The 25,684-nt window shown below is 61.9% G+C and carries 26 protein-coding genes and 2 tRNA genes; 12 read left to right on the top strand and 16 right to left on the bottom strand.

What is annotated here, in order from left to right; translation table 11 throughout:
- Positions 1 to 2: 2 nt before the first annotated feature.
- From Q1W40_RS07025 to Q1W40_RS07000, 6 genes are read left to right on the top strand one after another with little or no spacing between them, the layout of a single operon-like run.
- The gene (locus Q1W40_RS07025) at positions 3 to 1,907 is read left to right on the top strand and encodes a TRAP transporter large permease subunit (RefSeq protein WP_300710369.1); all 1,905 of its coding nucleotides are present in this window, start codon (positions 3 to 5) and stop codon (positions 1,905 to 1,907) included.
- A gap of 18 nt (positions 1,908 to 1,925) precedes the next feature.
- Entirely contained in the window at positions 1,926 to 3,662 is a 1,737-nt protein-coding gene (locus tag Q1W40_RS07020) for a thiamine pyrophosphate-binding protein (RefSeq protein ID WP_300710367.1), read from the top strand.
- The gene (locus tag Q1W40_RS07015; protein WP_300710426.1) at positions 3,662 to 4,840 is read left to right on the top strand and encodes an acyl-CoA dehydrogenase family protein; all 1,179 of its coding nucleotides are present in this window, start codon (positions 3,662 to 3,664) and stop codon (positions 4,838 to 4,840) included. Before Q1W40_RS07020 ends, Q1W40_RS07015 begins: the two co-directional genes overlap by 1 nt.
- Positions 4,837 to 5,610, top strand: coding sequence for an SDR family oxidoreductase (locus tag Q1W40_RS07010; RefSeq protein ID WP_300710365.1), 774 nt, complete (start codon positions 4,837 to 4,839; stop codon positions 5,608 to 5,610). Before Q1W40_RS07015 ends, Q1W40_RS07010 begins: the two co-directional genes overlap by 4 nt.
- Positions 5,607 to 6,620, top strand: coding sequence for a phosphotransferase (locus Q1W40_RS07005; RefSeq protein ID WP_300710363.1), 1,014 nt, complete (start codon positions 5,607 to 5,609; stop codon positions 6,618 to 6,620). Before Q1W40_RS07010 ends, Q1W40_RS07005 begins: the two co-directional genes overlap by 4 nt.
- Before the next feature lie 15 nt (positions 6,621 to 6,635).
- Entirely contained in the window at positions 6,636 to 7,640 is a 1,005-nt protein-coding gene (locus Q1W40_RS07000; protein WP_300710361.1) for an AEC family transporter, read from the top strand.
- A 29-nt stretch (positions 7,641 to 7,669) separates the two neighbouring features.
- On the opposite strand, the gene Q1W40_RS06995 is transcribed toward Q1W40_RS07000, so the two are convergent.
- The gene (locus Q1W40_RS06995; RefSeq protein WP_300710359.1) at positions 7,670 to 8,233 is read right to left on the bottom strand and encodes a DNA-3-methyladenine glycosylase I; all 564 of its coding nucleotides are present in this window, start codon (positions 8,231 to 8,233) and stop codon (positions 7,670 to 7,672) included.
- A 163-nt stretch (positions 8,234 to 8,396) separates the two neighbouring features.
- Here Q1W40_RS06995 and Q1W40_RS06990 point away from each other — a divergent pair, with 163 nt between their 5' ends.
- Positions 8,397 to 8,831, top strand: coding sequence for a host attachment protein (locus tag Q1W40_RS06990; protein ID WP_300710356.1), 435 nt, complete (start codon positions 8,397 to 8,399; stop codon positions 8,829 to 8,831).
- Here the strand turns inward: Q1W40_RS06990 and Q1W40_RS06985 are convergent.
- The 4 genes from Q1W40_RS06985 to Q1W40_RS06970 all read right to left on the bottom strand — a co-directional run bounded on the left by Q1W40_RS06985 (position 8,821) and on the right by Q1W40_RS06970 (position 11,611).
- Positions 8,821 to 9,459, bottom strand: a complete 639-nt coding sequence (locus Q1W40_RS06985; RefSeq protein WP_315168970.1) for a phosphoribosyltransferase family protein — start codon at positions 9,457 to 9,459, stop codon at positions 8,821 to 8,823. The genes Q1W40_RS06990 and Q1W40_RS06985 overlap by 11 nt on opposite strands.
- A gap of 49 nt (positions 9,460 to 9,508) precedes the next feature.
- The gene (locus tag Q1W40_RS06980) at positions 9,509 to 10,324 is read right to left on the bottom strand and encodes a YgcG family protein (RefSeq protein ID WP_300710353.1); all 816 of its coding nucleotides are present in this window, start codon (positions 10,322 to 10,324) and stop codon (positions 9,509 to 9,511) included.
- Between the two features lie 2 nt (positions 10,325 to 10,326).
- A complete protein-coding gene (locus Q1W40_RS06975; protein WP_300710351.1) occupies positions 10,327 to 10,947 on the bottom strand; it encodes a LemA family protein in 621 nt (206 codons plus the stop codon).
- A gap of 88 nt (positions 10,948 to 11,035) precedes the next feature.
- Positions 11,036 to 11,611, bottom strand: a complete 576-nt coding sequence (locus tag Q1W40_RS06970) for an HPF/RaiA family ribosome-associated protein (protein ID WP_300710349.1) — start codon at positions 11,609 to 11,611, stop codon at positions 11,036 to 11,038.
- A 154-nt stretch (positions 11,612 to 11,765) separates the two neighbouring features.
- Here Q1W40_RS06970 and Q1W40_RS06965 point away from each other — a divergent pair, with 154 nt between their 5' ends.
- Together Q1W40_RS06965 and Q1W40_RS06960 are read left to right on the top strand one after the other, a co-directional pair.
- Positions 11,766 to 12,227: a CBS domain-containing protein gene (locus Q1W40_RS06965; RefSeq protein WP_300710347.1), complete on the top strand. Its 462-nt coding sequence runs from the start codon at positions 11,766 to 11,768 to the stop codon at positions 12,225 to 12,227.
- Between the two features lie 103 nt (positions 12,228 to 12,330).
- Entirely contained in the window at positions 12,331 to 12,879 is a 549-nt protein-coding gene (locus Q1W40_RS06960; protein WP_300710344.1) for a Spy/CpxP family protein refolding chaperone, read from the top strand.
- A gap of 18 nt (positions 12,880 to 12,897) precedes the next feature.
- Here Q1W40_RS06960 and Q1W40_RS06955 read toward each other — a convergent pair whose 3' ends face one another.
- Positions 12,898 to 13,449, bottom strand: a complete 552-nt coding sequence (locus Q1W40_RS06955; protein WP_300710341.1) for a DUF1003 domain-containing protein — start codon at positions 13,447 to 13,449, stop codon at positions 12,898 to 12,900.
- 209 nt (positions 13,450 to 13,658) lie between these two features.
- Between Q1W40_RS06955 and Q1W40_RS06950 the strand changes: the two genes are divergently transcribed.
- Both Q1W40_RS06950 and hppD read left to right on the top strand, forming a co-directional pair.
- Positions 13,659 to 14,093, top strand: coding sequence for an Hsp20 family protein (locus Q1W40_RS06950; RefSeq protein ID WP_300710339.1), 435 nt, complete (start codon positions 13,659 to 13,661; stop codon positions 14,091 to 14,093).
- Positions 14,094 to 14,494: 401 nt separating this feature from the next.
- Positions 14,495 to 15,568: a 4-hydroxyphenylpyruvate dioxygenase gene (gene hppD / locus Q1W40_RS06945; RefSeq protein WP_300710337.1), complete on the top strand. Its 1,074-nt coding sequence runs from the start codon at positions 14,495 to 14,497 to the stop codon at positions 15,566 to 15,568.
- A 20-nt stretch (positions 15,569 to 15,588) separates the two neighbouring features.
- Here hppD and Q1W40_RS06940 read toward each other — a convergent pair whose 3' ends face one another.
- Together Q1W40_RS06940 and pobA are read right to left on the bottom strand one after the other, a co-directional pair.
- Complete coding sequence (locus Q1W40_RS06940; protein WP_300710334.1) at positions 15,589 to 16,458, bottom strand: CoA transferase; 870 nt, start codon at positions 16,456 to 16,458, stop codon at positions 15,589 to 15,591.
- Between the two features lie 432 nt (positions 16,459 to 16,890).
- A complete protein-coding gene (gene pobA, locus Q1W40_RS06935; RefSeq protein WP_300710332.1) occupies positions 16,891 to 18,087 on the bottom strand; it encodes a 4-hydroxybenzoate 3-monooxygenase in 1,197 nt (398 codons plus the stop codon).
- 240 nt (positions 18,088 to 18,327) lie between these two features.
- Here pobA and Q1W40_RS06930 point away from each other — a divergent pair, with 240 nt between their 5' ends.
- Positions 18,328 to 19,098 carry an IclR family transcriptional regulator C-terminal domain-containing protein gene (locus tag Q1W40_RS06930; RefSeq protein WP_300710330.1) on the top strand — a complete coding sequence of 257 codons (771 nt, stop codon included), beginning with the start codon at positions 18,328 to 18,330 and terminating at the stop codon, positions 19,096 to 19,098.
- Between the two features lie 3 nt (positions 19,099 to 19,101).
- Here the strand turns inward: Q1W40_RS06930 and Q1W40_RS06925 are convergent, their stop codons facing one another.
- From Q1W40_RS06925 to Q1W40_RS06890, 8 genes are all read right to left on the bottom strand, one after another.
- Positions 19,102 to 20,094, bottom strand: a complete 993-nt coding sequence (locus Q1W40_RS06925; protein WP_300710328.1) for an SDR family oxidoreductase — start codon at positions 20,092 to 20,094, stop codon at positions 19,102 to 19,104.
- The gene (locus tag Q1W40_RS06920; RefSeq protein ID WP_300710326.1) at positions 20,091 to 21,023 is read right to left on the bottom strand and encodes a bile acid:sodium symporter family protein; all 933 of its coding nucleotides are present in this window, start codon (positions 21,021 to 21,023) and stop codon (positions 20,091 to 20,093) included. Before Q1W40_RS06920 ends, Q1W40_RS06925 begins: the two co-directional genes overlap by 4 nt.
- A gap of 25 nt (positions 21,024 to 21,048) precedes the next feature.
- Positions 21,049 to 22,365 carry an NAD(P)-binding domain-containing protein gene (locus tag Q1W40_RS06915; protein ID WP_300710324.1) on the bottom strand — a complete coding sequence of 439 codons (1,317 nt, stop codon included), beginning with the start codon at positions 22,363 to 22,365 and terminating at the stop codon, positions 21,049 to 21,051.
- Complete coding sequence (locus tag Q1W40_RS06910; RefSeq protein ID WP_300710322.1) at positions 22,362 to 23,180, bottom strand: SDR family oxidoreductase; 819 nt, start codon at positions 23,178 to 23,180, stop codon at positions 22,362 to 22,364. The genes Q1W40_RS06915 and Q1W40_RS06910 overlap by 4 nt, the downstream gene beginning before the upstream one ends.
- Before the next feature lie 244 nt (positions 23,181 to 23,424).
- Positions 23,425 to 23,501, bottom strand: a tRNA-Arg gene (locus tag Q1W40_RS06905).
- A 64-nt stretch (positions 23,502 to 23,565) separates the two neighbouring features.
- A tRNA-Pro gene (locus Q1W40_RS06900) sits at positions 23,566 to 23,642 on the bottom strand.
- A gap of 56 nt (positions 23,643 to 23,698) precedes the next feature.
- Positions 23,699 to 24,391, bottom strand: a complete 693-nt coding sequence (locus Q1W40_RS06895) for a glutathione binding-like protein (protein ID WP_300710320.1) — start codon at positions 24,389 to 24,391, stop codon at positions 23,699 to 23,701.
- A 100-nt stretch (positions 24,392 to 24,491) separates the two neighbouring features.
- On the bottom strand, positions 24,492 to 25,684 hold a 1,193-nt coding region (locus Q1W40_RS06890), incomplete at its 5' end, for an acyl-CoA dehydrogenase family protein (RefSeq protein WP_300710317.1).

Raw genomic sequence — 25,684 nt, 5'->3', positions numbered from 1 at the left:
TCATGAGTGCCCACATTGCCAGTCTGGAAAACTTGTCTGCCGGTCTGCCTGAGTCTGCGTTCAACAGCCTGCCCAAGCGCCTCATTGCGAAGGTTGAGACGGTCATTGGCCGTTGCGTCGAAGCGGTTGCGGCGGTGCTGATCGCGGTCGAGGTCGGTATCTTGATGGCTGCTGTCATCGCCCGCTATTGGCTGCACACGCCATTGGTGTGGAGCGATGAGGTCGCGTCGCTGCTTTTCCTGTGGCTGTCGGTGCTGGGCGCTGTGATTGCTTTTCGCCGTGGCGAGCACATGCGCATGACGGCCCTGGTGGCCAGACTGAGCCCGCATGCGCGCGCCATGGCCGACACCTTGGCGGTGGCGGCTTCGTTGGTGTTTCTGCTTTTTCAGGTGCCGGCGGCGTTTCGCTATGCGCATGAAGAAGCGGCGATTCTGACGCCCGCACTTGAAATCTCGGCGGCCTGGCGTGCCGGTGCTTTGCCAGTGGGGCTGGGCCTGATGGCCTTGATCACGCTGCTGCGTTTGTTCCGCCAGTCTTCGGTGCGCCAAGCCTGCGGTGCTTTGGCCGTTGTGGCCGTCTTGTGTGCGGCCATGGTGGCGATGGCGCCTTTGTTTCAGGGCTTGGGCCAGCTGAACCTGCTGATTTTCTTTGTGGGCATCACCGGCCTGTGCGTGTTTGGTGGAGTGCCGATCGCGGTGTCCTTTGGCTTGGCCACCCTGGGCTTTTTGGCGCTCACGACACGCATGCCTTTGGGTGTGATGATCGGGCGCATGGAAGAGGGCATGTCGCATGTCATCTTGTTGTCGGTGCCCTTGTTTGTGTTTTTGGGCTTGCTCATCGAGATGACGGGCATGGCCCGCGCGATGGTGGCTTTCCTGTCCAGTTTGCTGGGCCATGTGCGCGGTGGTTTGTCTTATGTCTTGCTGGGCGCCATGTACCTGGTGTCCGGCATTTCGGGCTCCAAAGTGGCCGACATGGCCGCTGTGGCGCCGGTGCTGTTTCCGGAAATGCGCCAACGCGGTGCCAAGGACGGCGACCTGGTGGCCTTGCTGTCGGCCAGTGGCGCGCAAACCGAAACCATCCCGCCCAGCCTGGTGTTGATCACGATTGGTTCGGTGACAGGGGTGTCGATCGCGGCCTTGTTCACCGGCGGCATGCTGCCCGGTCTGGTGATGGGGCTGGCGCTGTGCGCGGTGATCGGCTGGCGTTACCGCAGCGAAGACCTTTCGCACGTGCGCTGCGCCACCCTGGGCGAAGTGGGTAAGGCCATGCTCGTCGCCTTGCCGGCGATGGCCTTGCCGTTTGTGATTCGCGCCGCTGTGGTGGAAGGGGTGGCCACCGCCACCGAAGTCTCCACCCTTGGAATTGCCTATGCGGTGCTGGCGGGCTTGTTCTTTTACCGTCAGTTTGATCTCAAGCGCGTGGTGCCCATGCTGGTGGAAACCGCCGCACTGACGGGGGCCATCTTGCTGATCATCGGCACTGCCAACGGCATGGCCTGGTCGCTCACGCAGTCGGGCTTCTCGGCGCAGCTGGCGCAGCTCATGGGCAGCTTGCCTGGCGGCACCGGCATGTTCCTGTTTGTTTCGGTGCTGGCCTTCATTGTGCTGGGCAGTGTGCTTGAAGGCATCCCGGCCATCGTCTTGTTTGGCCCTTTGCTGTTCCCGATTGCCCGCCAGATGGGGGTGCATGAAGTGCACTACGCGATGGTGGTGGTGCTGGCCATGGGCATCGGCCTGTTTGCACCGCCTTTTGGTGTGGGTTACTACGCGGCTTGCGCGATTGGCCGCGTGGACCCGCGCGAAGGCATGCGTCCGATTCTGGGCTATGTGCTGGCTTTGCTGGTGGGCCTGGCCGTGGTCACTGCTGTGCCCTGGATTTCTATTGGCTTCATTGCCGCCCGTTGATATTGACAAGGAAAAATCATGAGTTCACCTGTGGTGACAGAACGCAGCACGGCTGCCTGGATTGCCCGTTGCCTCAAGGCGCGGGGTGTGGATCGCGTCTTTGCCCTGTGCGGCGGGCACATCATGCCCTTGTGGATGCGGCTCGATGCCGAAGGCATCCGCATCATCGACGTGCGTGACGAGCGCGCCGCGGTCTACATGGCGCACGCGCATGCCGAGTTGACCGGTCAGCTTGGGGTGGCCCTGGTCACCGCAGGCCCGGGTGTGACCAATGCCATGACCGGCATTGCCAACGCCCATGTGGCGCGGGCTTCGGTGCTGGTGATGTCGGGCACGCCGCCGCGTGCGCAGGAAAACCGTGGCGCCTTGCAGGACATGGTGCACACCGAGTTTGTGCGACCACTGACGCGATATGCCCGCACGGTGCGTGAACCCGATCTGGTCATGCAAGAACTGGACGAAGCCATCGCCCGTGCCCAGGGCATTGGCGGTGAGCCTGGCCCGGTGTACATCGACTTTCCGGTGGACACGCTGCGTGCCGAGCCGAGCGCGGCCATGCAGCTGCCTGAATGGCTGGCGCCCCGTCGCAAGCCGCGGCTGCAGCCCGATCCGGTGTCGGTGGCCGAAGCGGTCGAGGTGATGTGGTCTGCACGCCGTCCGCTGGTGATCAGCGGCCATGGCGCACGCGGCGCCAGTGCCGAGCTGATCCGATTGCTCGACGCGCTGGGTGCGGTGTACCTGGACACCGGCGAAAGCCGTGGCCTGGTGCCCGAGTCACACCCCGCTGTGGTGGCCGCCATGCGCGGTGCGGTGATGACCGAGGCCGACGTGGTGATCACCCTGGGTCGCAAGCTGGACTTCCAGCTGGCCTATGGTTCGCCTGCGGTGTTTGGCGACGCCAGGTTTGTGCGCATTGCAGACACCCCGACCGAGTTGCGTGACAACCGACGCGGCGCCGCCGAGGTGCTGGGTTCGGTCGAGGCGGCGCTGGAGGCGATTTTGAAAGCCGCCGCAGACCGTGTGCCCGCCGTGGACCGGGCTTGGGCGCAAAAAGCCCGCGCCCAACATGAGCAGCGTTCGCAAAAATTGCTGACCTCGATGCAGCAAGCGCCTGCAGGCAGCGACGGCCGCATGCACCCCAACCGCCTCTTGGCCGCGTTGCGCGAGGCCTTGCCTGCCGACTCCGTGGTGGTGGCCGATGGCGGTGATTTTTTGAGTTTTGCGCGCGTGGGCTTGCCCACCTCCACCTATCTGGACCCGGGTTCGCTCGGCTGCATTGGTGTGGGCACACCTTTTGGTGTGGCCGCCAGCCTGGCGCTGCCGGGCCGCACCGTGGTGGTGGCCACAGGCGATGGTGCCTTTGGCTTCAACGCCATGGAAATCGACACCGCCGCACGCCACAAGGCGCCGGTGCTGATCGTGGTGGCGAACAATGGCTCCTGGGCCATCGAGGTGCGTGACCAGCAAGAAACGCACGGCAAGGTGGTCGGTACGCACCTGCAATACGCCGACCACGCGGCCATGGCACGCGGCTTTGGCTTGCACGCCGAGCGTGTGGAGCGCGCGGAAGATTTGCCTGCAGCGATTGCGCATGCTTTGCAGAACCTGCCCGCTTTGCTGGATGTGGTGGTGACCCCGGAAGCCGCGTCGTCAGACGCCAAATCGGGTCTGGCCTGGGTGCCCGACCTGCAGGCGCTGGGCGCCTGGGACGAAGCGGAAGAGCGCTGGAGACAAACACAAGGAGCATCGGCATGATCGATTTTGCACTCACGCCTGAACTCAAGGATCTGCAGCAGCGCACGCGCGCTTTCATCGCCGAGCAGATCATCCCGATGGAGTCGGACCCGCGCCAGGGCGCGCATGGACCTGAAGAGTCGCTGCGTCTCGATCTGGTGGCCAAGGCGCGTCAGGCGGGCCTGCTCTCGCCGCATGCCGAGCCCGAATATGGTGGCCTGGGTCTGAGCCATGTGGGCCGTGCCGTCGTGTTCGAGGAAAGCGGTTATTCACCGCTGGGTCCGATCGCCATGAACGTCTTTGCACCCGATGAAGGCAATATGCACCTGCTGCATGCGGTAGCCACCCACGAACAAAAAGAGCGCTGGTTGCGCCCACTGGTCGAAGGCCGTATCCGTTCGTGTTTTTGCATGACAGAGCCCGCACCCGGTGCCGGGTCTGACCCTTCGCTGCTGGCCACCACCGCCACACCCGATGGCGACGGCTGGCTGATCACAGGGCGCAAATGGCTAATCACCGGAGCCGATGGGGCCAGCGTGGGCATCGTCATGGCCAATGTGCCTGATGTGGGCGCCACGATGTTCCTCACCCCCATGGATGCGCCCGGCATTCACCTGGAGCGCAACATGGACACGCTGGACCGCTGCTTTCCCGGCGGCCATGGCGTCCTGCGATTTCAGAACCTGCGGGTTGGGCCGCAAGACGTGCTGGGCGAGGTGGGTCAGGGATACCGCTATGCGCAGGTGCGCCTGTCGCCCGCGCGTTTGACGCACTGCATGCGCTGGCTGGGTGCGGCACGCCGTGCCCACGATGTGGCGCTGGACTATGCCCGAAAGCGCCAAGCCTTTGGTCGCCCCATTGGGCAGCACGAGGGCGTGGGCTTTGCGCTGGCCGACAACGCCATGGACTTGCACCTGGCGCGGCTCGCGACCTGGCATGCGGCCTGGGTACTCGACCAAGGTGGCCTGGGCTTGCAGGACTCCAGCCGTGCCAAGGTCATCGTCTCCGAAGCCGTCTGGCGTGTGGTGGACCGCTGCGTGCAGGTGCTGGGCGGACAAGGGGTGACCGGCGAGACAGTGGTGGCGCGCATCTTTGCCGACATCCGGGGCTTTCGCATCTACGACGGCCCGTCCGAAGTGCACCGCTGGAGCCTGGCCAAGCACCTCATCAAAGGCACTGCAACGGATACCATGCCATGAGCCGCTTGCCAGATTTTCGACTCGACGGCCAGCGTGCCCTCATCACGGGTGCCAGCAGTGGTCTGGGCCTGCACTTTGCCAGCACGCTGGCGGCTGCCGGTGCCGAGGTGGTCCTCGCGGCCCGGCGCAAAGACCGCCTTGACGGTGCTGTGAACGCTTTGCAAGCGGCAGGCCACCAAGCCAGCGCCGTGGCGCTGGACGTGAGCGACGCAGCCAGTGTGAACACCGTGATGGATGGCTTGCTGGCCCAGCAGCAACTGCCCGATGTGCTGGTGCATTGCGCAGGCGTGGCCGTGTCCAAGCCCCTGCTGGAACAAAGCGAGCAGGACTGGGACCAGGTGCTCGACACCAACCTCAAAGGGGCCTGGTTGGTCGCGCAGGCCTGGGCCCAGTGCCGTGTGAACACGGGTCAGGGCGGGGCGATCGTGAACATCGCCTCCATCACGGGCGAGCGCGTCGCTGGCGGCGTGGCACCCTACGCCACATCCAAGGCGGGTCTCATTCACCTCACACGTCAGATGGCGCTGGAGTTGGCCAAGCACGGCATCCGCGTCAACGCGCTCGCACCCGGCTATGTGCGCACCGATCTGAATGCGGCTTTTCTGTCCAGCAACGCTGGTGAACGCTTGCGCAGTCGCATTCCCCAGCAGCGCTTTGGCGATCCCTCTGACCTGGATGGGCCTTTGCTGCTGCTGTGCAGCGCAGCCGGTGCGTTCATGACGGGCAGTGTGGTTTGCGCCGATGGCGGTCATCTGGTGAGCAGCCTGTGAACGCCTCCGAACAACAAGCCCTGAGCGCCTGGTGGATTCAGCACATGGGGCCGCTGCAAGCGCCTTTGCAATTCATGCCTTTGACGGGCGGGCAGTCCAACCCGACCTACCGCGTCAGCTCGGGAGGGCAGCATTGGGTGCTGCGCAGCCAGCCGGGCGGTGCGCTGCTGGCCTCTGCGCACGCGGTGGACCGCGAATACCGGGTCATGCAGGCGCTGGCTGACACAGACGTTCCGGTGCCCCGCATGCGGGCGCTGTGCACCGATGCATCCGTGATCGGACGCTCTTTTTACGTGATGGACTTCATTGATGGCCGCGTCTTCATGGACCCCAGCCTGCCAGGCGTGAGCGTGCCAGAGCGCGCGGCCATTTATGCCGAACTGCAGCGTGTGGCTGCGGCCATCCATGGTGTGCAGCCCGAGACTGTGGGTTTGCAAGGGTTCGGTCGTCCGGAAAACTACCGTGCCCGCCAGTTGCAGCGTTGGGCCAGTCAGTACCGCGCGACGCAGACCGAAGAGATCGCAGCGATGGACCGACTGATCGATTGGCTGCAAGACAAGGCGCCGAGCAGCGCATCCACCGGCTTGGTGCATGGCGACTTGCGGCTCGACAACATGATTTTTCACCCCACGCAACCGCGTGTGCTGGCCGTGATCGACTGGGAGTTGGCCACGCTGGGCGACCCCGAGGTGGATTTTGCGTACCACTGCATGGCATGGCGCCTGACCTCGCAAGAGTTTCGCGGCATGCGCGAACATGACCTGACCGCGCTCGGCATCCCCTCCGAGCACGCGCATCTGCAAGCCTGGTGCCGCTTGACCGGGCGCACACCACCACCGCATTGGGACTACCTGATGGCGTTCAACATGTTCCGGTTGGCGGCCATTTTGCAGGGCATCCGCTTCAGGGCCTTGCAAGGCAATGCCGCATCGGCCGATGCCCAAAGCACTGGCGCACGCGCACGCTTGCTGGCCGATGCCGGTTGGCGTCTGGTGCAAGCACTGGCTTGAACGCAAAGGCCTCGGGTGGATTTGCTCAACAACATTTTCTCGGTCACCTTCCCGTTCTTTGCTTTGGTGCTGTGCGGTTATTGGTTGACGAGGCGTGGCATGGTGGCGCTGGAGACCATCCCCGGCTTCAACTTTTATGTGCTGTACCTGGCGCTGCCCGCCATGCTGTTTCGCTTTGCGGCCAGCACGCCGATCGCCAGCTTGCTGGACCCGGGTATGGTGCTGACGTACCTGCTCTGCGCCCTGGGCATGCTGGTGCTGACCGTGCTCACCACGCGCAGGGGTGCCATCGGCTGGAACGATGCGGCTTTTGGTGCGCTGGTCGCGGCTTTTCCCAACTCGGGCTTCATGGGTGTGCCTTTGCTGGTGGCTTTGTTGGGGTCGGCTGCCGCTGCGCCTGCCATCGTGGCGCTGTCCATCGACATGGTGTTGACTTCATCGCTGTGCATCGCTTTGTCGCGTCTGGATGGGCAAGGTATGTCCAGTGCCGGGCGTGCCGCACGTCAGGCGCTGGTGGGCATGGCGCTCAACCCGTTGCCCTGGGCCATCTTGTCAGGCAGTCTGCTTTCGGCCAGTGAGCTGCCATTGCCGGTGGCCGCCAATGCCTGGTTGAATTTGCTGGCCCAGTCGGCATCGCCTGTGGCTTTGTTCACCCTGGGGTGTGTGCTGGCACGCACGCAAAAATGGATCCACGCGGCACCGGCATCGCGTGCGGCCAGGCCTCGTGATGTGGGCAAGATTGTGGCCTACAAACTGCTGCTGCATCCGGCCTTGGTGTGGGTCGTGGGGCAGCTGCTGGTGCTCGCGGGTGTGCCGCTTGATCCGTTCAGTGCCATGGTGTTGGTGCTGGTGGCCGCATTGCCCAGTGCGAGCAACGTGCCCATGCTGGCCGAGCGCTTTGGTGCCGATGCCGGTCGCCTGGCCCAGGTCGTGCTGGGCACCACCGCCATCGCTTTCGTGACCTTCATGGTGGTTGTGATGAGCGTGGTGCCGGGCGATCTGGTGGTGGTTGGCCGCTGAAGCGCTCTGGTGCAGGCCTGTACCCGGGCTTAACGCGCCAGCGGCGCATGCCGGTGGCAGCTGACCAGATGGTCGTTGACCATGCCTGAGGCTTGCATGAAGGCGTAGCAAATGGTGGAGCCCACGAATTTGAAACCGGCTTTGAGCAGGGCTTTGCTCATGGCGTCGGACTGGGGCGTCTGGGCGGGCACCTCGCTCATGCTGCGGCGCTGGTGCTGCAGAGGCTGGCCATCGACAAATTGCCAGACGAAGTCGCTGAAGCTTTGGCCCTTGGCTTGCAGGTCCAGAAAGGCTTTGGCATTGCCGATGGTGGCCGCCACCTTGAGGCGGTTGCGCACAATGCCCGGGTCGGCCAGCAGTTGGGCGACTTTGTGCGCGTCGTAGCGGGCGATTTTTTCAGGGTCAAACTGGTCAAAAGCGAGGCGATACGTCTCGCGTTTTTTCAAGACGGTGGACCAGGACAGCCCGGCCTGTGCGCCTTCGAGGTTGATCAGCTCGAACAAGGCCCGGTCATCGCGCAGGGGCACACCCCATTCGGTGTCGTGGTAGTGGCGGTACAGCTCAAAGCCTTCGCACCAGGGGCAGCGTTGCATCGGGGACCTTTGGTTTTCTGATTTGAGCGCTTGGGCTGATTTGCCACGTGGGAGCACAGGCGCGGCACTGGGGCGTTGGACACCGTGTCTATACCCGAAGGTGAATTGACCCCATGCGGCGGGCGTTGAAAAATCCATCCACATTTTATGAAAGGTGGATGCCATGGTGCCCTGTCATGCGATCTTGGTGGCGAATTCGTCCTTGGCGCGTTTGTTTGAACGACACAGTTTGCTGCAACCTTGGGTGGAGGTTCAGGATTGGTGGCATGGTGAAGGCCAAACGCATGCCCGCGATCTGGAACGCACGCCGCCGGGCCATTCGATGGCTGGCCGCACGGGTCTGGCACCTCACACAGACACCCGGCACCGCGAGCGTGCGGTGTTTGCCCAAGCCGTGGCCAAGGACTTGGAGCAGGCGATGGTCATGGACAAGTGGCAAGAACTGGAAATTTTTGCCTCCAATCCTTTTTTGGGCGAGTTGATGGCGCACTTGGACGGCGCCTTGAAAAAGACAATTCGGGCCACGCATCCCCTGGATCTGACGTCACTGTCTGCGCAAGACATCGAAGCGCGTTGGCGCAAAGATTTCATGGTTTGAGCGGTGGCGCAGATCGCAGCATTTGCAGGACGGCTGCATCTTCGACGGGCTGAAAATCTTCGTAAAACTGCCCGACACCCTGGAAGTTCTCTGGCACCAGCAGGCACACCAGCTCGTCGGCCCAGGGTTTGACGTGTTCGAGCGCCTGGGCACTGGCCACAGGAACGGCGCACACCAGTCGAGCGGGCTTGTGTTGCCGAAGGGTTTTCAACGCGGCAAGCATGGTGGCCCCCGTGGCCAGGCCATCGTCCACCACGATCACAGTGCGGTGGGTCGGGCTGATGGGGGGACGTATCGCCGTGTACTGTCGCCTTCTTTGCTGCAGTGTTTTCAACTGAATCGCGGTTTCTTTTTGAATGTAGTGGCTGTCGGCACCCAGGTCTTGGGCATGCTCGGCCAAACAGGTGTCGCCATATTCGTCGATGGCCCCAATGGCGACTTCAGGCATCCAGGGGGCACGCAGTTTGTGCACCAGCACCACATCCATCTGGCCATGCAGTTGCCGTGCAAGCACCAGGGCCATGGGCACTGCCCCTCTTGGAATGGCCAACACCAAGGGGTGCTGACCTTGGTAGGCCTTCAAGGCCTTGGCCAATTGCCGTGCAGCGTCCAGACGGTTTTTGAACATCACCGATCCATTCCTTATATTTGAAAACCATGTGAACTTGCCACCTTGCTCACCATTTGCCCGATGCACCGCCGCCGCCAAAACCGCCACCGCCGCCTTTGAAGCCGCCGCCCGGGCCGCCACGGCCATAGCGGGCACGCAGCAAGCCAGCCAGGCCGATCCAGGTGGTCAGCAAGGTGATGCCGCCTGCCATCAGGGCCATGGAGAAGATGCCCAGCAAAAGCCAGGTGACCCCACCGACGATGGCGGCGGTCATGACCGCGCCAGGAAAGCGCCCCAGAACGGCGCGCAAGACAAAGCCGAGCAGGGCACCGGCCACGATGATCCAGGTGATGTCCATGTAGGGCGCCGTGGTGGTGTCCATGCTGGGGGCGGGCAGGGGTTCGCCATCGATCACCCGCACCATGCGCTGCACACCGGCTTGCAGGCCCCCGGCGAAGTCTTGTTGCCGAAAGCGGGGCGTGATGACTTCTTCGATGATCCGTTTGCTGGTGGCGTCGTTCAGCGCGCCTTCCAGGCCGTAGCCCACCTCGATGCGCACGCTGCGGTCGTTTTTGGCGACGAGCAAAATCGCGCCGTCGTCGACTTTTTTGCGACCCAATTGCCAACGCTCGGCCACGCGCAGGGCGTATTGCTCGATCGTTTCGGGTTGCGTGCTGGGCACCAGCAGCACGGCCAGTTGGCTGCCTTTGCGCGATTCCAGCTCACTCAGGATTTGTTCGAGCGTTTGCTTCTGTTCGGCTGTGAGTGTGCGGGTTTGGTCGACCACATGGCCGCTCAATGGGGGCACCGGCACCTGTGCGCACAGCGCCCCGCTCAGCAAGGCGACAAGCCCAATGAACCGGCTGAGTGCGCGCCGCCACATGGTCACTTTGACGCAGGCGTTGGGGGCCCGAAATGGACCGAAGGTGGTTGGGCGATGGCCGCTTCATTCTCCACTGTGAAGTTGGGTTTTTCCTTGTAGCCCAGCGCCATGGCCGTCAGGTTGGAGGGAAAGGAATGCACGGTCACGTTGTAGTCCTGCACAGCCTTGATGTAACGGTTGCGGGCCACGGCGATGCGGTTTTCGGTGCCTTCGAGCTGGGCCTGCAGGTCCATGAAGCCCTGGTTGGCCCGCAAGGCGGGGTAGTTTTCCGAGACCACCAGCAAACGCGACAGGGAGCCCGACAAGTCTTTTTGGGCCTGCTGGAATTTCTGGAAAGCCTGCGGGTCGTTCACCAATTCAGGCGATGCCTGCAAGGATGTGGCTTTGGACCGCGCATCGACCACGGCTTGCAAGGTGCTTTGCTCAAAGTCGGCCTGGCCTTTGACCACATTGACCAGGTTGGGGATCAGGTCGGCACGGCGCTGGTATTGGCTGAGCACTTCGGACCAGCTGGCCTTGACTTGCTCGTTGCCGCTTTGGAACTGGTTGTAGCCACAGGCAGACAGGCTCAGGGTGATCGCCATCAGGCAGAGGGCGCTCCATCGGTGAAATGCGGTGCTCATGACAGGCCTTGATAGAAAGTTGCAGGATGTCTGGTCAGCTTAATTCGGTACCGCGATGGGCTCTGTGCGCCTGCTGACGGTGGGTGCATCAAAGCGTGATGTGGTGTTTGCCCGCTGGGTAAACACTGCTCGCCTGTGGACCTTCTTCGCCCATCTCTTCGACGAAGTACACCGGCGTGCCTTCGGTCAATGCATCGAGTTCTGCGCCGATCACGCTGTTGCGGTGAAAGTAGAGCCAATGGCCATCCACCGATTCGATGCGGCCATGGGTCTTGTCTGGCGAGATGTCGGTGATGTGGCCATGCGGTTTGTCTTCGTGGTGTTTGACATGGCCCTGTTGGTGTTGCGACAGGGCTTGCAGCTGCCTGCGCATGGCGCTGAAGGCATCGCGCACCGCCACATACACATCGGTGTGAGCCGGGTTTTTCTCGGACTCGCGTTTGGCCACCAACGTCTGCCCGGGCAGTCTCACGCTGATGCCCACATGAAATGCTTGGCCTTGATGGTGGTGGCGGTGCTGTTGTTCCACGGTGACGCTGCAGTGTTGGATGCCTGGGTGAACGTGACCCAATTTCTGGACTTTCTCGCGGATGCGGCTTTCGACCGCGTCGGACGGGTCCAGGTGAAGAAAAGTGATTTGAACGGGAATGGCTGGGGTGTGCATGGGCCTGGCTCCGAAAGTCGGTGCCTGCATGTTGCCGCCATGCCGGTCAGGCGTCTGTGCGCTGGTCGACGCAGTGGCAGGCCAAGGTGTGTTGGGGCACTGACACCCGGCAGCAGGCTTTGCATGATGGTGACCCGTTACAAGGAGCCATGCCATGGGTGAACGTTTGACAACCGGTGAAATATGCACGCGTGAGGTCAGCATCGCTTTCAAGCACACGAGCTTGGTGGAGGCGGCGCAGCTCATGCGTCAAAACCATGTGGGCTGTCTGGTGGTGGTGGACGATGAAGACGGCAGCCGTTCGGTGCGCGGCCTCATCACCGACCGTGACATGGTGATGTCGGTGATCGCCACCGGGCTTGATCCGGCGCCTTTGTGCGTGGAAGACGTGATGACCGAGCGCCTGGTGACGGCGCTGGAGAGCGACTCCTTGATGGACCTCATGCGATCCATGCGTGAGCACGGTGTGCGCCGCGTGCCAGTGGTGGGTTTGCAAGACGAGTTGATGGGTCTGGTCACGATGGACGATGTGCTCAAAATTCTGGCCCAGGAGTTGACCCTGTTGGTCGGCTCGGTGGATACCGGCCTCAAACGCGAGAAAAAACGCAGGCAGTGAGCTCAGGCGGTGGGAGCCAACTTCATTTAACTTTGCTTTGCCTTTGGGCGATTTGACCTTGCTCAGCGCTTATCTTGTGTGTCTTTCCAGTCATGAGGGGCACATGAAAAAATTCGCTTGTTTGTTCGGCTTGCTGTCTTCCTTGGCCTGCCATGCGCAGTCCGTGCAGGCGGATGCACCATCGGATGCCGCGCCCCGTGCGCAGGTCATCACCAGTGCACGCCCTGTGGATTCGGTGGAGCCATTGCAGCGTCAATTGCAACTGACGCCAGAGCAGTGGCCCCTGTGGCAGGTCTACCAATCCAAGGTGGAGGCCTTCACCCAGCACTTTTACCGTGAGCGGCCTGTGCTGCCCAGTGCGCAAGAGTGTGCGCCTGCGCAAATGGGCCGTGTGGTGATGAACCTGCAGAACCGTTTGGCCTTGCTGGAAGACGCAGAGCAGGCGGTCAAGAATTTGTATGCCGTGTTGACGCCGACTCAGCAGCTGTTGGCCAACCAGGCTTTGCTGGGCGCGATGCCTGGCTTGCTGCCCGCTGTGGGATCGGCTGGTACGCACGATGAAGGGCGCCGTTCAGAGCCACGCCCGGGCACCGAGATGCGCCGCCGCGGGGGCGGTATGGGCAGCGGCATGGGCGGTAGTCGGGGCTTTTGAGGTTTTGTTTTGGCCTGCTCAGTGGGCGGAGGGCAGTCGTTGTGACAGGACTTTGACTTGCTCGGACAGCTCGCGCACGGCCTGGGTCAGCACCAACAGTTTTTGCTCTTTCATGATGTCGATTTTTTCATGCAGGAGCTCGATTTCCAGTTCGGCTTTGACGTTGATTTCGTAGTCATTTTGCGCATGGCGTCGGTCCATTTCGGACTGGCGGTTTTGACTCATCATGATCGCTGGCGCGGTGTAGGCCGCTTGAAATGACAGCAGCAAGTTCAGCAAGATGAAGGGGTAGGGGTCCCAGGCCGCTGTACCGCTCAAGACGTTGCCCGCGATCCAGACCACGATGGCGGTGCTCTGGAGGATGATGAAACGCCAGGAACCCACGGTGGCGGCCACGATGTCGGCCAGCCATTGGCCGCGTGTGGGCGGTGGGATCTGGAGGTGTTCGGCCGACAGCATCGGGACGATGGCGTGTTTTTGCCGATGAGCCCGGCGGTGCTGGCGCAGCAGTTCAAGCTGTTGGCTTTCGTCCTGTGGCGCAGGCGCGGCGGTGTGGGTTGGGGATGTCATCTGGACCTCATGGCTGTGTTGCTGCAGGTTAGCAGGCTTCGGGCGGGTCTTGTCTGTGTGGTTTGCAAAACAGACAAGGCGATCGTCAAGCATGACAGTGTGGGTGGGGCTTGGTGACCCACCAGTCTCGCGGGCGTTGCGCCCCGTCAGCGCTCGAACAAAGTGCAGCCCACGGCTTGCAGATGTTTTCAACCAATGGAGAAATGACCATGAGCAACCTCACACGCTTTAACCCTTTCAGTGAATTGAGAGATCCTTTCGGGGATGATTTTTTCAAGGGCTTTGCCATGCGCCCGGTGTACCGCATGCTGGAGGGCGAGCCACAGATGCGGCTTGACTTGTCAGAAGATGACAAGAATTTTTTTGTGAAAGCCGAAATTCCCGGTGTCAACAAGGACGACATCAAGGTGTCGGTGGACGGCAACCAGGTGTCGCTCAGTGCCGAAGTGAAAAAAGAAAAGGAAGAAAAGGAAGGCGCCAAAGTCATCCGCAGCGAGCGCTATTACGGCAGCGTGTCGCGCAGCTTCACGCTCGATGAGAGTGTGGACCAGGCGGCGGCACAGGCCAAGTACGAAGACGGCGTGTTGCAGCTGACCTTGCCCAAGAAGCCCAATGGGCAAGCCCGTTTGCTCAAGATCGCTTGATCTCGCTGTGGCCCTGAGGGTCGCGGATCACAAAGCCCCGCAAGGCATGCGTTTTGCGGGGCTTTGTGTTTGGCCGCCTGAGCCAGCGGTTTAAACTGGACGCATGGCCCAAATGCAGGCAAACTGCTGGGCTGCTGTTGAACTTTTCTCCATGAGCATCCAAGTCTTGATCGTCGGTATCCACCTCGCGCGCAGCACGCGGGGCAAGCCTTGCGCGCCGCCGCAGTGGCTCTGAACCTTTCCTTGTAGGTCGGCGGCTTCAGCCCCGACATGTTGGTGATCAATAAGTGCCACGTCGGACTTGAAGGTCCGACCTACAAAAATCCTTTTTTGTTTGACCGATTTCAATTCGGGCCGCGCGCACACAGCAGCATGGCCCGATTCACTGCTGGAGATTTTTCATGGCTGATTTGTTTGACAACCCCATGGGCCTGTGCGGCTTCGAGTTCGTCGAGTTCGCTTCCCCTGTCGCCAACACGCTGGAGCCCTTGTTTGAAAAAATGGGCTTTTCTCTGGTGGCTAAGCACAGGTCCAAGGACGTGGTGCTCTACCGTCAGGGCGACATCAATTTCATCGTCAACCGCGAGCCCAAAAGCCTAGCCGGCTACTTTGCCTCTGAGCACGGCCCCTGTGCCTGTGCCTTGGCGTTTCGCGTGAAGGATTCGCACAAAGCTTATGCCCGTGCATTGGAGATGGGCGCCCAGCCGGTGGATGTGCCCACCGGCCCGATGGAGTTGCGCCTGCCCGCGATCAAGGGCATTGGCGGTGCGCCGCTGTATTTGATCGACCGCTACGAAGACGGCAAGAGCATTTACGACATCGACTTCGAATTCATCGACGGCGTGGACCGCCACCCGCCGGGCCATGGTTTCAAACTCATCGACCATTTGACGCACAACGTGTACAAAGGCCGCATGGCGTTTTGGGGCAGCTTCTACGAGAAGATTTTCAACTTCCGCGAGATCCGTTACTTCGACATCAAGGGCGAATACACGGGTCTCACCAGCCGGGCCATGACCGCGCCCGATGGCCTGATCCGCATCCCGCTGAATGAAGAGTCGGGCAAGACCGGTGGCCAGATCGAAGAGTTCCTGATGCAGTTCAATGGCGAGGGCATCCAGCACATTGCGCTTTTGACCGATGACATTCTCAAAAGCGTGGACGCGTTGCAGATGGCGGGCATTCCGCTCATGACCGCACCCAACGACATTTACTACGAGATGCTCGAAGAGCGCTTGAGCGGCCACGGTGAACCGGTGCCCGAGTTGCAGGCGCGTGGCATTTTGATGGATGGCTCCACCGCCAACGGCGAAAAGCGTTTGCTGCTGCAGATCTTCAGCCAGACCTTGCTGGGGCCGGTGTTTTTTGAGTTCATCCAGCGCAAAGCCGACGAGGGCTTTGGCGAGGGGAACTTCAAGGCGCTGTTTGAGAGCTTGGAGCGCGATCAGATCCGCCGTGGGGCGATCGAAGTTTGAGGCGCGTCAGGACAGTCGTTTCAGCGCGCCAGCGTCAGCATCGGAATGTCTTTGGCCGTGGCCAGCTTGTCCAGCTGGGCGCGGGTTTGGCTGGCCAGGAATGTTTCGACGGCTTTGCGCGTGGCGGGCTTGAACAGGTCTTTGACGGGGTGTGCCAACGTGATGCCAGCGGCTTCGCAAAGACGGATGGCAAAGTGCGGCTCCAGCGCAGCCACGGCCACGCGGCCGTTTTTGCAGGCATAGACCCGGTAGCCCGCGTGTGCGCCACCCACAGCGCCATCGGGCGTGGTCATGCGCAGCTGGCGGGGCAGGGCCAACCAGGCTGCGGCATCTGACAAGGCCACTTCGTGGTGGCTGCCTTTGCCGGTGGTCTTGAGCGTGATCAAGGCCTTGAGTGTGGCTTCGCTGGCCATGAGTGCACCGCCCATGTCGGCGAACAGGCTGGGCGGCAAGTCCATGCCGTTGACCAGACCGACTTCGGCTTGGTACGTCAAATCGTGTCCAGGGATCTCGGCCAGCGGGCCGGGAGCACCGACCACTTCGATCAAGCTCAGTGTGGGGTATTGCTTGTGCAAAGTTTTCCAGCTCAGGCCCAACTTGCTCAGGGCCGAGGGCCGAAACGAGGTCAGCAGGACATCGGTCTTGGGCAGCAGCTTGTGCAGCGCCGCCTGACCGGCGGCGGTTTTGAGGTCCAGCGTTTTGTGCTTGGCGCCATGGTGCAGCATGTCGTAGCCGTCGGGTGTGTAGTGCTGCATCGGGTCGCCCGAAGGCGGGTTGACCTTGGTGCAGCTGGCGCCCATTTGGGCCAAGCGCATGAGCGCGGCGGGGCCGGGCAGGTTGAGGGCGAGGCTGAGAACGCGCACACCGCGCAGGGGTTTAAGAGAGGACATGCTGGACCTTGAAATGCTTTGGTCCACATTATGAGCAGTGCGCTGACGGGGTACTGTCACGTTTGCTTGGCGTTGAATCCGCTGACCTGCAAATAGCCGGCCCCCGCAGGTCGGCACCTTCAGGTCCGACGTTTGCAGGCCAGGCACAACCCTGACCGGTCATGTGGCGCAAGGCATGGACCCCGGATCAAGTCCGGGGTGACAAGCAAGTTGCTTTTTCGATACGGTGAGCAAGTTGCGTTTTCGATACGGTGAGCAAGTTGCTTTTTCGATATGGTGAGCAAGTTGCTGTTTCGATGCAGCGCGCAAGTTGCTGTTTTGATGCTGCGTGCAACTTGCCGTATTGATGTCATAAGAGCCGAGCGCGCATGCCAGGGCTTGCAAAAAAGCATGTCATACCGGCCTGCGAGCCGGTATCCATGGGGCTCCGAATCAGTCACCAAAGTCCAGCGGCAGCCCCACGTAGTTCTCGGCAATGGTTTGGGAGCCCGATTCGCTGTGGATCAGGTAATCGAGTTCAGCGTCCTGGAACTTTTGGCCGATGTCGCCGTTTTCCGGGAAGTTGTGCATCAGGCTGGTGAACCACCAGGAAAAACGCTCGGCCCGCCAGATGCGGCGCAGGCAGCGCTCGGAATAGCTGTCGATGCCGGCCTCCGAGTTCTCCTGGTAGTACTCGATGAGGGCGGCGGACAGGTACTTCACGTCGGTGGCGGCGAGGTTCAGGCCCTTGGCGCCGGTGGGCGGCACGATGTGGGCGGCGTCACCGGCCAGGAACATGCGGCCAAAGCGCATCGGCTCGGTCACAAAGCTGCGCAGCGGGGCGATGCTTTTTTCGATGCTGGGGCCAGTGACCAGGTGCTCGCGGGCTTCGGGGTCGAGGCGATTGCGCAGCTCTTCCCAAAAGGCTTCGTCGCTCCAGTCTTCCACCTTGTCGGTCAGCGGCACTTGCAGGTAGTAGCGGCTGCGCGTGGCGCTGCGCTGCGAGCACAGGGCAAAGCCGCGCGTGCTGTTGGCGTAAATCAGCTCGTGGTGCACAGGCGGGGTGTCGGACAGCACGCCCAGCCAGCCGAAGGGGTAGACCTTTTCGTATTCGCGGATCTTGTCTTTGGGGGCGCTGGCGCGGCACACGCCGTGAAAGCCGTCGCAGCCTGCGATGAAGTCGCACTCAATGGTGTGAACTTGACCGTCCTTTTCGTAGGTCACGCGAGGCTTGGCAGAGTCAAACTCGTGCACCTGCACATTGCCCGCCTCGTACACGGTGGGCAAGCCTGCGGCTTGGCGGGCATCCATCAGGTCGCGGGTGACTTCGGTCTGGCCGTACACGATGACGTTTTTGCCGCCCGTGAGCTGGTTCATGTCGATGCGGTGGCGTGCGCCTTTGAACAGCAGGTCAAAGCCGCCGTGGATCAAGCCTTCTGCATGCATGCGCTGGCCGACCCCCGCTTCATCGAGCAGGTCCATGGTGACTTGCTCCAGCACACCTGCACGGATGCGGCTCAGCACGTAATCGCCGCTTTGGCGCTCCACGATGATGGCGTCAACGCCTGCTTTGTGCAGCAATTGGCCGAGCAGCAAGCCCGAGGGGCCTGCGCCAATGATGGCAACTTGGGTGCGGGTGGCTTTGGTCATGGGTGTGTCTCCTTCAAGAAGTCTCAAAACAATGAGCACGAGCTTAGGCGTCCTGTCGGTTTCAATGCTTTGCACTGATCTGAGTTTGCACGTTCAGTGGATAATTTGTGCGATCATCGCGCAAATTGATGCGCATCAACACGGGCATTCAACACAGCATGTCAAAGCTGAAGCCGCCGACTTCCCGATGACTTTGTAGGTCGGTGGCTGCAGCCCCGACGTTTCACGATCAAGGACCACATGACCATCGCCAAAGCGGATTACATCGAAGGCCTGGCCAAAGGCCTGGCCGTGCTGGAAGCCTTTGACACCGAGCGCCAGCGCCTGAATGCGACCTTGGCCGCGCAACGCACCGGCATCACCCGCGCGGCGGCGCGGCGGCATTTGCTCACGCTGGCCGAGTTGGGTTATCTGGAAACCGATGGCAGCCACTACTGGTTGTCGGCCCGTGTGCTGCGCTTTGCGGGCAGCTACATGGCCACCTCACGCTTGCCCCGAGCCTTGCAACCCACACTCAACCGCCTGGCCTCGCAGACGCAGGCGGCGTTTTCTGCGGTGGTGCTGGACGGTGACGAATGCGTGATCGTGGCGCGCAGCGCGGGCGTGGCCGAGCCTGTGCGTCACCTCGCTTACGGCTTGCACTTGGGCGCGAGATTGCCGGCACACGCCACATCCACCGGGCAGGTTTTGTTGGCCAATTGGCCCAAGGCCGAATTGAGCGCATGGCTCAAAGGCCGCAGCCTGGCCCGCATCACGCCGCAAACCGAAGTGGGCACGGCGGCTTTCAAAAAAATCATCGACCAGGTTCGCACGCAAGACCACGCCTTGTCGCGCGATGCCCACGAGCTGGGCATCCATGCGCTGGCGGTGCCGCTGCGCAATATGCAGGGCCGAACTTTGGCTGCGCTCAATGTGGTGGGCACGCCCGAACAGTTGTCAGACGCTGCGGTGCAACGCAAGTGGTTGCCCCTGCTCTTGGAGGCAGCGCGGGAGTTGCGGCCTTTGCTGTGAGGCTCAGAGACAGCGCACAGGCTTGTCTGTGATCGCGCGAGCAGCCACGAACGCTTCAAAGGCCTGCGCGCTGGTCTTGTCAGGCGTGTAGCCGAACCGGGTTTTGAGCGCGGTGTTCAGCAGCACAGGCCGATAGCGCAGAAAGTCGAGTTGCTCGGGGCCGTAGCGGCTGATGCCCAGCTTGTGCCCCACAAACAAAGCGGATTGCAACAACCAAGCGGGCAAGACAAGGGCTGGTTTGTTCAAGCGCTGAGCGATCTCGAAGATCGTCAGAGCGCCGTCACCGGCCAGGTTGAAGCAGCCGCTTTCGGCTTGGCCGCTCAGCGCATGCACGATGGCACCGGTCACGTCTTCGTCCCAGATGAACACAAAGGGGCTGTCACTTCCACGGATGGCCAACAGGCGTTTTTTCTCAAACAGGGCGGTGATCTGGTTGTTGACCCGCTCGCCCAGGATGGTGCCGATGCGCAGCACGGTTTGCTGCAGTTGCGGATGGCTCTGGCGGTATTGCGCCAGCATCTCTTCGACCAGACGTTTGTGGTGCGAGTAGGCAAAGCTCTCGTTGCCGCGCAGCGGCATGTCTTCGGTGAGCCAGGCCGCGTTGTCGGCGTGGTAGCCGTAGGCCGCGCCGCTGGACGAGACCACGATGTGCGCCACGCCACGTTGCACACAGGCTTGCAGCACGTTTTGAGTGCCCCCCACATCGACGGAATATTCAAATGCGCGGTTCGAATCTTTGCCGGGCGTGACGATGGAGGCCAGGTGCACCACGGTGTCGATGCGGTGTGCGGCAAGGGTGCCGGCCAGCGCCGGATCGCGCACATCTTGCGTGACGTAGCTGATGCCGGGCAGGCGTTGTTCGGGCGGCACCTCGCGCACATCGACCGCGACCACGTGTGCGCAAGTACGGCGCTCTGCCAGGGTGCGGATCAGGCCCTGACCCAAAAAGCCAGAGGCCCCGGTGATCAGCACGCGGGCGGCTTGGGGCGTCTTCACGCTGTGGGGTCCACCGCTGCAGGGCCGCCACTGGTCAAGGGTTTGCGCGCCCACCAACCGGCCAGGATCAGGCCCGCGATGATGTCCCAAAAGCCCCAAACGCCCGCCACCACGGCCATGCCGCCCAAGCCGTTGAAGAAGCTGAAGATCAGCACCAGGCCCAGACCCGCGTTGCGGATGCCCACTTCAATGGACACGGCGCGGCAGTCGTAGTCGCTCAATCGCGCCATGCGCGCAATCGACCAGCCGGTGGCAAAGGCCAGCGCGTCGTGCAGCACCACCGCCATGAGTACCAAGCCGACATAGTCCATGAAGTAGCGCCAGTTGCCCGCGATGGCGCCGATGATGAAGCCGATCAAGGCCAGAAAACTGAGGATGCGCAGCGGCTTTTTGAAGCGCTCGGTCCAGACCGGAAAGCGGTGCACGCAAGCCAGGCCCAGCACAAAGGGCAAGCCGATGATCAAGAGGATGTGCACGAACATCTGTGCAGGATCGAGCGCAATGCTGGTCAACAGCTTGGACGCCGTGGGGTGGATGCTGCCCCAGAAAGCAAAGTTGAGCGGCATGGCGAACACCGAGATGGCGTTTGACACGGCGGTCATGGACACGCTGAGCGCCACATTGCCGTTGGCTCGGTGGGTCAGGATGTTGCTCACGTTGCCGGGTGGGCAGCAGGCCACCAAAATCATGCCCAGCGCGATGCTGGGCGCAGGCTGCAGCACCAGCGTGAGGCCAAAGGTGATGGCGGGCAGCACCAGAAACTGCGCCGCAATGCCCACGGCAAAAGCCATGGGCATGCGCAGCAAGCGGCGAAAGTCTTCGATGCGGGTATCGAGCGCGATGCCGAACATCAAAAAGCCCAGCACCACATTGAGCACCGCCAGCGAGGCGGGGTTGAAGTTCAGGCGGATCTCGTCAACAGGCAGCATGGGGTGTTCCTTATGGGGGCTGTGGTCAGGCCAGCGCGGCCGAGGCTTGGCGCACGGCAGCGCGGTAGGCGTCTTTGTTGACGTAGTAAGCCATGCGTTCGAGTTGCAGGTATTGGTAGCCCCCCGACACATCGGGCGAGGGGCCTTGGCGGGCTGTGTTCAAGGCCGCCGCTGCTGTGCTGCCAGTGTCCAGCCCTTTGAAGTAGCGGGCCACCAGCTCTGCTTGTTCGTAGCGGCCTTGCCAGCCCAGACCACTGGCCTCGACCATGCCCAGCACGGCCAGACGGCTGAACTGTGGCGAGAGGATGTTGAGGTAGAGCTTGGGCGCCATGCCTTGCCAGTTGAGCAGGGCGCGGTCGATGAAGGGGTAGTGCAGCTTGTATCCAGTGGCGGCCATGACCATGTCGTAGTCTTTTTGGCTGCCGTCTTTGAAGTGCACGGTGTGGCCATCCAGCCGCGCGATGTCGGGGCGCACCTTCACATCGCCATGGCCAATGTGGTACAGGATGAGTGAGTTGACCACCGGGTGCGACTCGTACATCTTGTAGGCGGGCTTGGGGAAGCCAAAGCGCACCGGATCGCCGGTGAACCATTTGAGGATGGTGCTGTCGATGGCTTGCTTCAGGCGCATGGGCAGCGTGATCTTGCCGCCCACGGTGTCGGCCGGTTTGCCGAACACGTATTTGGGCACGAAGTAATAACCCCGGCGCACCGAGATGTCGATGCTTTGGGCGTGGTGCACGGCGTCGACCGCGATGTCGCAACCCGAGTTGCCCGCGCCCACGATGAGCACGCGTTTGCCGTCGAACTGGCGGGCGCTTTTGTAGGCCGAGGTGTGCAGCAGCTCGCCGCTGAACTGGCCTTCAAAAGCGGGCATATTGGGCTCAGCCAGGGTGCCGTTGGCAATGACCACGCCTTTGTAGTTGGCCGTCTCCAGTCGGCCGTTGCCGGGGTCGATGCTCACGCGCCAGAGCGTGTCGGGCGCATCGCTCACCGGTTCGACCCGGACCACGCGCACACCAAAGCGGTAATGCCGCAGCAAATCGAAATGCTCGGCATAGGCCTTGAAATAAGGCAACAACTCGCGGTGGCTGGGGTAGTCGGCGGCATCACCAGACATCGGGAATTCGGTGAATTCCGTCATGCGTTTGCTGGAGATCAGATGGGCGGACTCGTAGACGGTGGAGCGGGGGTTGCCCGCGTTCCACAGGCCACCCACTTCGGTGTGGGCTTCAAAGCCCTGAAAGGGCACGCCGTGCAGGCTGAGCGCCCGCGCACCGGCCAGGCCAGCGGGGCCTGCGCCAATGAGGGCGATTTGTTCTTCGGTGCGGGTGGTGGTCATGGTGGGGACGATGAGGATGGGGGCAGACCCGGAATGGGCGTGGCGCCCGCTTGGCCTGCACGCGGCTTGCGGGGCTGGCCCAGCAAAATGCGGTCGTGCAGCCTTGCAGGCAGCAGCGACAAGGCTTTGGACAGCCAGCCGATGCGCCGGGGCAAAACAATGTGTTCACGGCCTTGGACGAGGCCTTGCAGCAAAGCGCTGGCGGCTTCGTCGGGGCCGAGCAGGCCGGGCATGGCAAAGGTGTTGCCTGCTGTGAGTGCGGTGCGCAAATACCCGGGGCTGATGGTGTGAACGGTGAGTCGTGTGGGCCGCAATTCGGCGCGCAGGCTTTGCAAATAGGCGATCAAGCCCGCTTTGCTCGCGCAATACGCCCCGTTACCCGGCATGCCGCGCCAACCTGCCACGCTGGCCACGCCGACCAGCGCGCCGCCTTGGCCGCTGTCACGCATGGCACGCAAGAAGGGATGGAAGGTGCTGGCCACGCCCAGCAGGTTGATCTCCAGCATGCGGCGCATCACGGCCAAGTCTGTCGATTCTGCAGTGTCAAAACCACCGGCCACGCCCGCATTGGCAATGACCAAATCGGGGGTGCCATGGTGTTGCAGCCAGTCTGCGCCCATGGCCTGCATGGCGAGCGCATCCGACACATCGGGGGTGTAGACGCGGCAACGCTCTGGCGCCAGCGCCGCCAAGTCGTTCAAGGCTGAGGTGTTCATGCCCACCAAAGCGACATGAGCACCTTGTCCGATCAGAAGACGTGCCAGGGCTTGCCCCAGGCCGCCACATGCGCCGGTGATGACTGCGTTGCGAAACATGTGTGCTGCAAACCTGTGAATGTGTTGCAGCTGATTTTGGCATGCCAAGGGCCTCAAGCTCTTTGGTGAAGACCCTTGGACTGATTCAAACACCTCCCTGTGATGGGGCAGTGGGTGTTGGAGGTGTGGACCTTGTCGCGGCTGGTTTTTTTAGGCAAACCCGAGTGCACAAGGCGAGTCTGCACACAGTTGTGTGCATGAAGACCGCGTTCGCTTCTGTGGGGGGGCTTGTTGATGGGGGATATGGCCTGTCCGACAGGAATCGAACCTGTGACCCACAGCTTAGAAGGCTGTTGCTCTATCCAACTGAGCTACGGACAGTTGCAAAAACAAAAAAGGCCCTGACGGGCCTTTGATGTTCAGTGCCCTCGCGGGTCTTGATGAATGGTCGGAGCGGCGGGATTCGAACTCGCGACCCTCTGCTCCCAAAGCAGATGCGCTACCAGGCTGCGCTACGCTCCGACTGCCGTTATTCTAACCAGCAAATCGCCTGTTCTTGGGTTGGGCATCAAAAAACTTCAGCGTTTTTTGTACTGCGCGGCACCAAATAAGGCCTTTTTGGCTTTGTCGTCCAGCAAAGGTTTGCGGGCATCGGCCAGCACCTGAACGGCTTTTTGAACGGCAGGGCGTTCGGCGATGCGGTCAAACCAGACTTTGAGGTGAGGGTAATCGGCCCAGTCGATGCCTTGGTTTTGCCAGCTGCGCAGCCAAGGGAAGATGGCCATGTCGGCCACGGAGTACTCATCGCCTGCGATCCAGTCATGGTTTTTGAGCTGTTTGTCCATCACGCCATACAGGCGCTTGGCCTCGTTGGTGTATCGGTTGATGCCGTATTCGATCTTCTCGGGCGCGTAGATGCGAAAGTGGTGGGCCTGGCCCAACATGGGACCCACGCCGCCCATCTGGAACATCAGCCATTGCAGCACATCGTATTTGGCGTGGTCACTTTGCGGCAAAAATTTGCCGGTCTTGGCCGCCAAGTACAGCAAGATGGCGCCAGACTCGAACAGGGCGATGGGCTTGCCGTCAGGGCCGTCAGAGTCCACCAGTGCGGGGATCTTGTTGTTGGGGCTGATCTTGAGGAATGCGGGCTTGAACTGGTCGCCGGTGCCGATGTTGATGGCATGGACCTTGTAGGGCAGGCCGCACTCCTCCAGCATGATGTGGATTTTGTGGCCGTTGGGTGTGGGCCAAGTGTACAGATCAATCATGGTGGGTCACTTCAGGTCTGAGTCAAAGAGGTGATCATCTCAAAAAAACGGCCTGCCACACATGGGTGGAGCAGGCCGTTGATGGCAAGAGGTGGGTGCTTCAGCTGCCGCGTGTGATGGGCATGTCCACTTCACCGGGCATGGCCAGGTGTTTGGCCAGCTCCAGCTTGGCCAGCGAGTTGCGGTGCACTTCGTCCGGACCGTCGGCCAAGCGCAGTGTGCGCTGGTGGGCGTAGGCATAGGCCAGCGGGAAGTCTTGCGATACGCCGCCACCGCCGTGGGCCTGGATGGCCCAGTCGATGATCTGGCAAGCCATGTTGGGGGCCACGATCTTGATCATGGCGATCTCGGCCTTGGCCACCTTGTTGCCCACGGTGTCCATCATGGAGGCGGCTTTGAGGGTGAGCAGACGGGCCTGCTCAATCATGCAGCGGGACTCGGCAATGCGCTCTTGCCAGACCGTTTGGCGGGCCACTTCGCGGCCAAAGGCCACGCGGCTGTTCAGGCGTTTGCACATCAACTCGAGCGCGCGCTCGGCGATGCCGATGGTGCGCATGCAGTGGTGGATGCGTCCAGGGCCCAAGCGGCCTTGGGCGATCTCGAAGCCACGGCCTTCGCCCAGCAGCAGGTTGCTGGCCGGCACGCGCACGTCTTTGAGCACCACCTCCATGTGGCCGTGCGGCGCATCGTCATAGCCGAACACCGACAAAGCCCGCACCACGGTGACGCCCGGTGCATTGGCAGGCACCACGATCATGGACTGCTGCTCGTGGCGGCCCGCGTCGGGGTTGGTCTTGCCCATCACGATGTAGACGGCGCAGCGTGGGTCACCGGCACCGGACGACCACCACTTGCGCCCGTTGATGACGTAGTCGTCGCCATCGCGGCGGATTTCGCATTCGATGTTGGTGGCGTCCGACGATGCCACGTCGGGCTCGGTCATCAGAAAGGCCGAGCGGATTTCGCCGCGCAGCAGGGGCTCCAGCCATTCGTCCTTGAGGGCTTCGCTGGCGTAGCGTTCCAGCGTTTCCATGTTGCCGGTGTCAGGGGCCGAGCAGTTGAAGATCTCTGCGGCAAAAGGCACGCGGCCCATGATTTCGCACAGGGGGGCGTATTCCAGGTTCGACAGACCTTGCGGTGCGCGTGGTGACTTGGGCAGGAACAGGTTCCACAGTCCAGCGGCTTGGGCTTTGGGCTTGAGTTCCTCGACGATTTTGGTCGGGATCCAGGCGTTGCCTTTGGCGCGGTTTTCAGCGATCTCTTCGAAGAACCTCGCTTCGTTGGGGTAAATGT

The sequence above is a fragment of the Limnohabitans sp. genome, assembly GCF_030158565.1.
Classification (GTDB): domain Bacteria; phylum Pseudomonadota; class Gammaproteobacteria; order Burkholderiales; family Burkholderiaceae_C; genus Limnohabitans_A.
This window is presented reverse-complemented; position numbering and strand designations above follow the sequence as displayed.

Coding starts and splice junctions, on each gene's coding strand:
- Q1W40_RS07025 (WP_300710369.1), top strand. CDS start 3: ATGAGTGCCCACATTGCCAGTCTGGAAAACTTGTCTGCCGGTCTGCCT.
- Q1W40_RS07020 (WP_300710367.1), top strand. CDS start 1,926: ATGAGTTCACCTGTGGTGACAGAACGCAGCACGGCTGCCTGGATTGCC.
- Q1W40_RS07010 (WP_300710365.1), top strand. CDS start 4,837: ATGAGCCGCTTGCCAGATTTTCGACTCGACGGCCAGCGTGCCCTCATC.
- Q1W40_RS06995 (WP_300710359.1), bottom strand. CDS start 8,233: ATGCAACGCTGCCCCTGGTGCGAAGGCTTTGAGCTGTACCGCCACTAC.
- Q1W40_RS06990 (WP_300710356.1), top strand. CDS start 8,397: ATGGTGCCCTGTCATGCGATCTTGGTGGCGAATTCGTCCTTGGCGCGT.
- Q1W40_RS06985 (WP_315168970.1), bottom strand. CDS start 9,459: ATGTTCAAAAACCGTCTGGACGCTGCACGGCAATTGGCCAAGGCCTTG.
- Q1W40_RS06980 (WP_300710353.1), bottom strand. CDS start 10,324: ATGTGGCGGCGCGCACTCAGCCGGTTCATTGGGCTTGTCGCCTTGCTG.
- Q1W40_RS06975 (WP_300710351.1), bottom strand. CDS start 10,947: ATGAGCACCGCATTTCACCGATGGAGCGCCCTCTGCCTGATGGCGATC.
- Q1W40_RS06970 (WP_300710349.1), bottom strand. CDS start 11,611: ATGCACACCCCAGCCATTCCCGTTCAAATCACTTTTCTTCACCTGGAC.
- Q1W40_RS06965 (WP_300710347.1), top strand. CDS start 11,766: ATGGGTGAACGTTTGACAACCGGTGAAATATGCACGCGTGAGGTCAGC.
- Q1W40_RS06960 (WP_300710344.1), top strand. CDS start 12,331: ATGAAAAAATTCGCTTGTTTGTTCGGCTTGCTGTCTTCCTTGGCCTGC.
- Q1W40_RS06955 (WP_300710341.1), bottom strand. CDS start 13,449: ATGACATCCCCAACCCACACCGCCGCGCCTGCGCCACAGGACGAAAGC.
- Q1W40_RS06950 (WP_300710339.1), top strand. CDS start 13,659: ATGAGCAACCTCACACGCTTTAACCCTTTCAGTGAATTGAGAGATCCT.
- hppD (WP_300710337.1), top strand. CDS start 14,495: ATGGCTGATTTGTTTGACAACCCCATGGGCCTGTGCGGCTTCGAGTTC.
- Q1W40_RS06940 (WP_300710334.1), bottom strand. CDS start 16,458: ATGTCCTCTCTTAAACCCCTGCGCGGTGTGCGCGTTCTCAGCCTCGCC.
- pobA (WP_300710332.1), bottom strand. CDS start 18,087: ATGACCAAAGCCACCCGCACCCAAGTTGCCATCATTGGCGCAGGCCCC.
- Q1W40_RS06930 (WP_300710330.1), top strand. CDS start 18,328: ATGACCATCGCCAAAGCGGATTACATCGAAGGCCTGGCCAAAGGCCTG.
- Q1W40_RS06920 (WP_300710326.1), bottom strand. CDS start 21,023: ATGCTGCCTGTTGACGAGATCCGCCTGAACTTCAACCCCGCCTCGCTG.
- Q1W40_RS06915 (WP_300710324.1), bottom strand. CDS start 22,365: ATGACCACCACCCGCACCGAAGAACAAATCGCCCTCATTGGCGCAGGC.
- Q1W40_RS06910 (WP_300710322.1), bottom strand. CDS start 23,180: ATGTTTCGCAACGCAGTCATCACCGGCGCATGTGGCGGCCTGGGGCAA.
- Q1W40_RS06895 (WP_300710320.1), bottom strand. CDS start 24,391: ATGATTGATCTGTACACTTGGCCCACACCCAACGGCCACAAAATCCAC.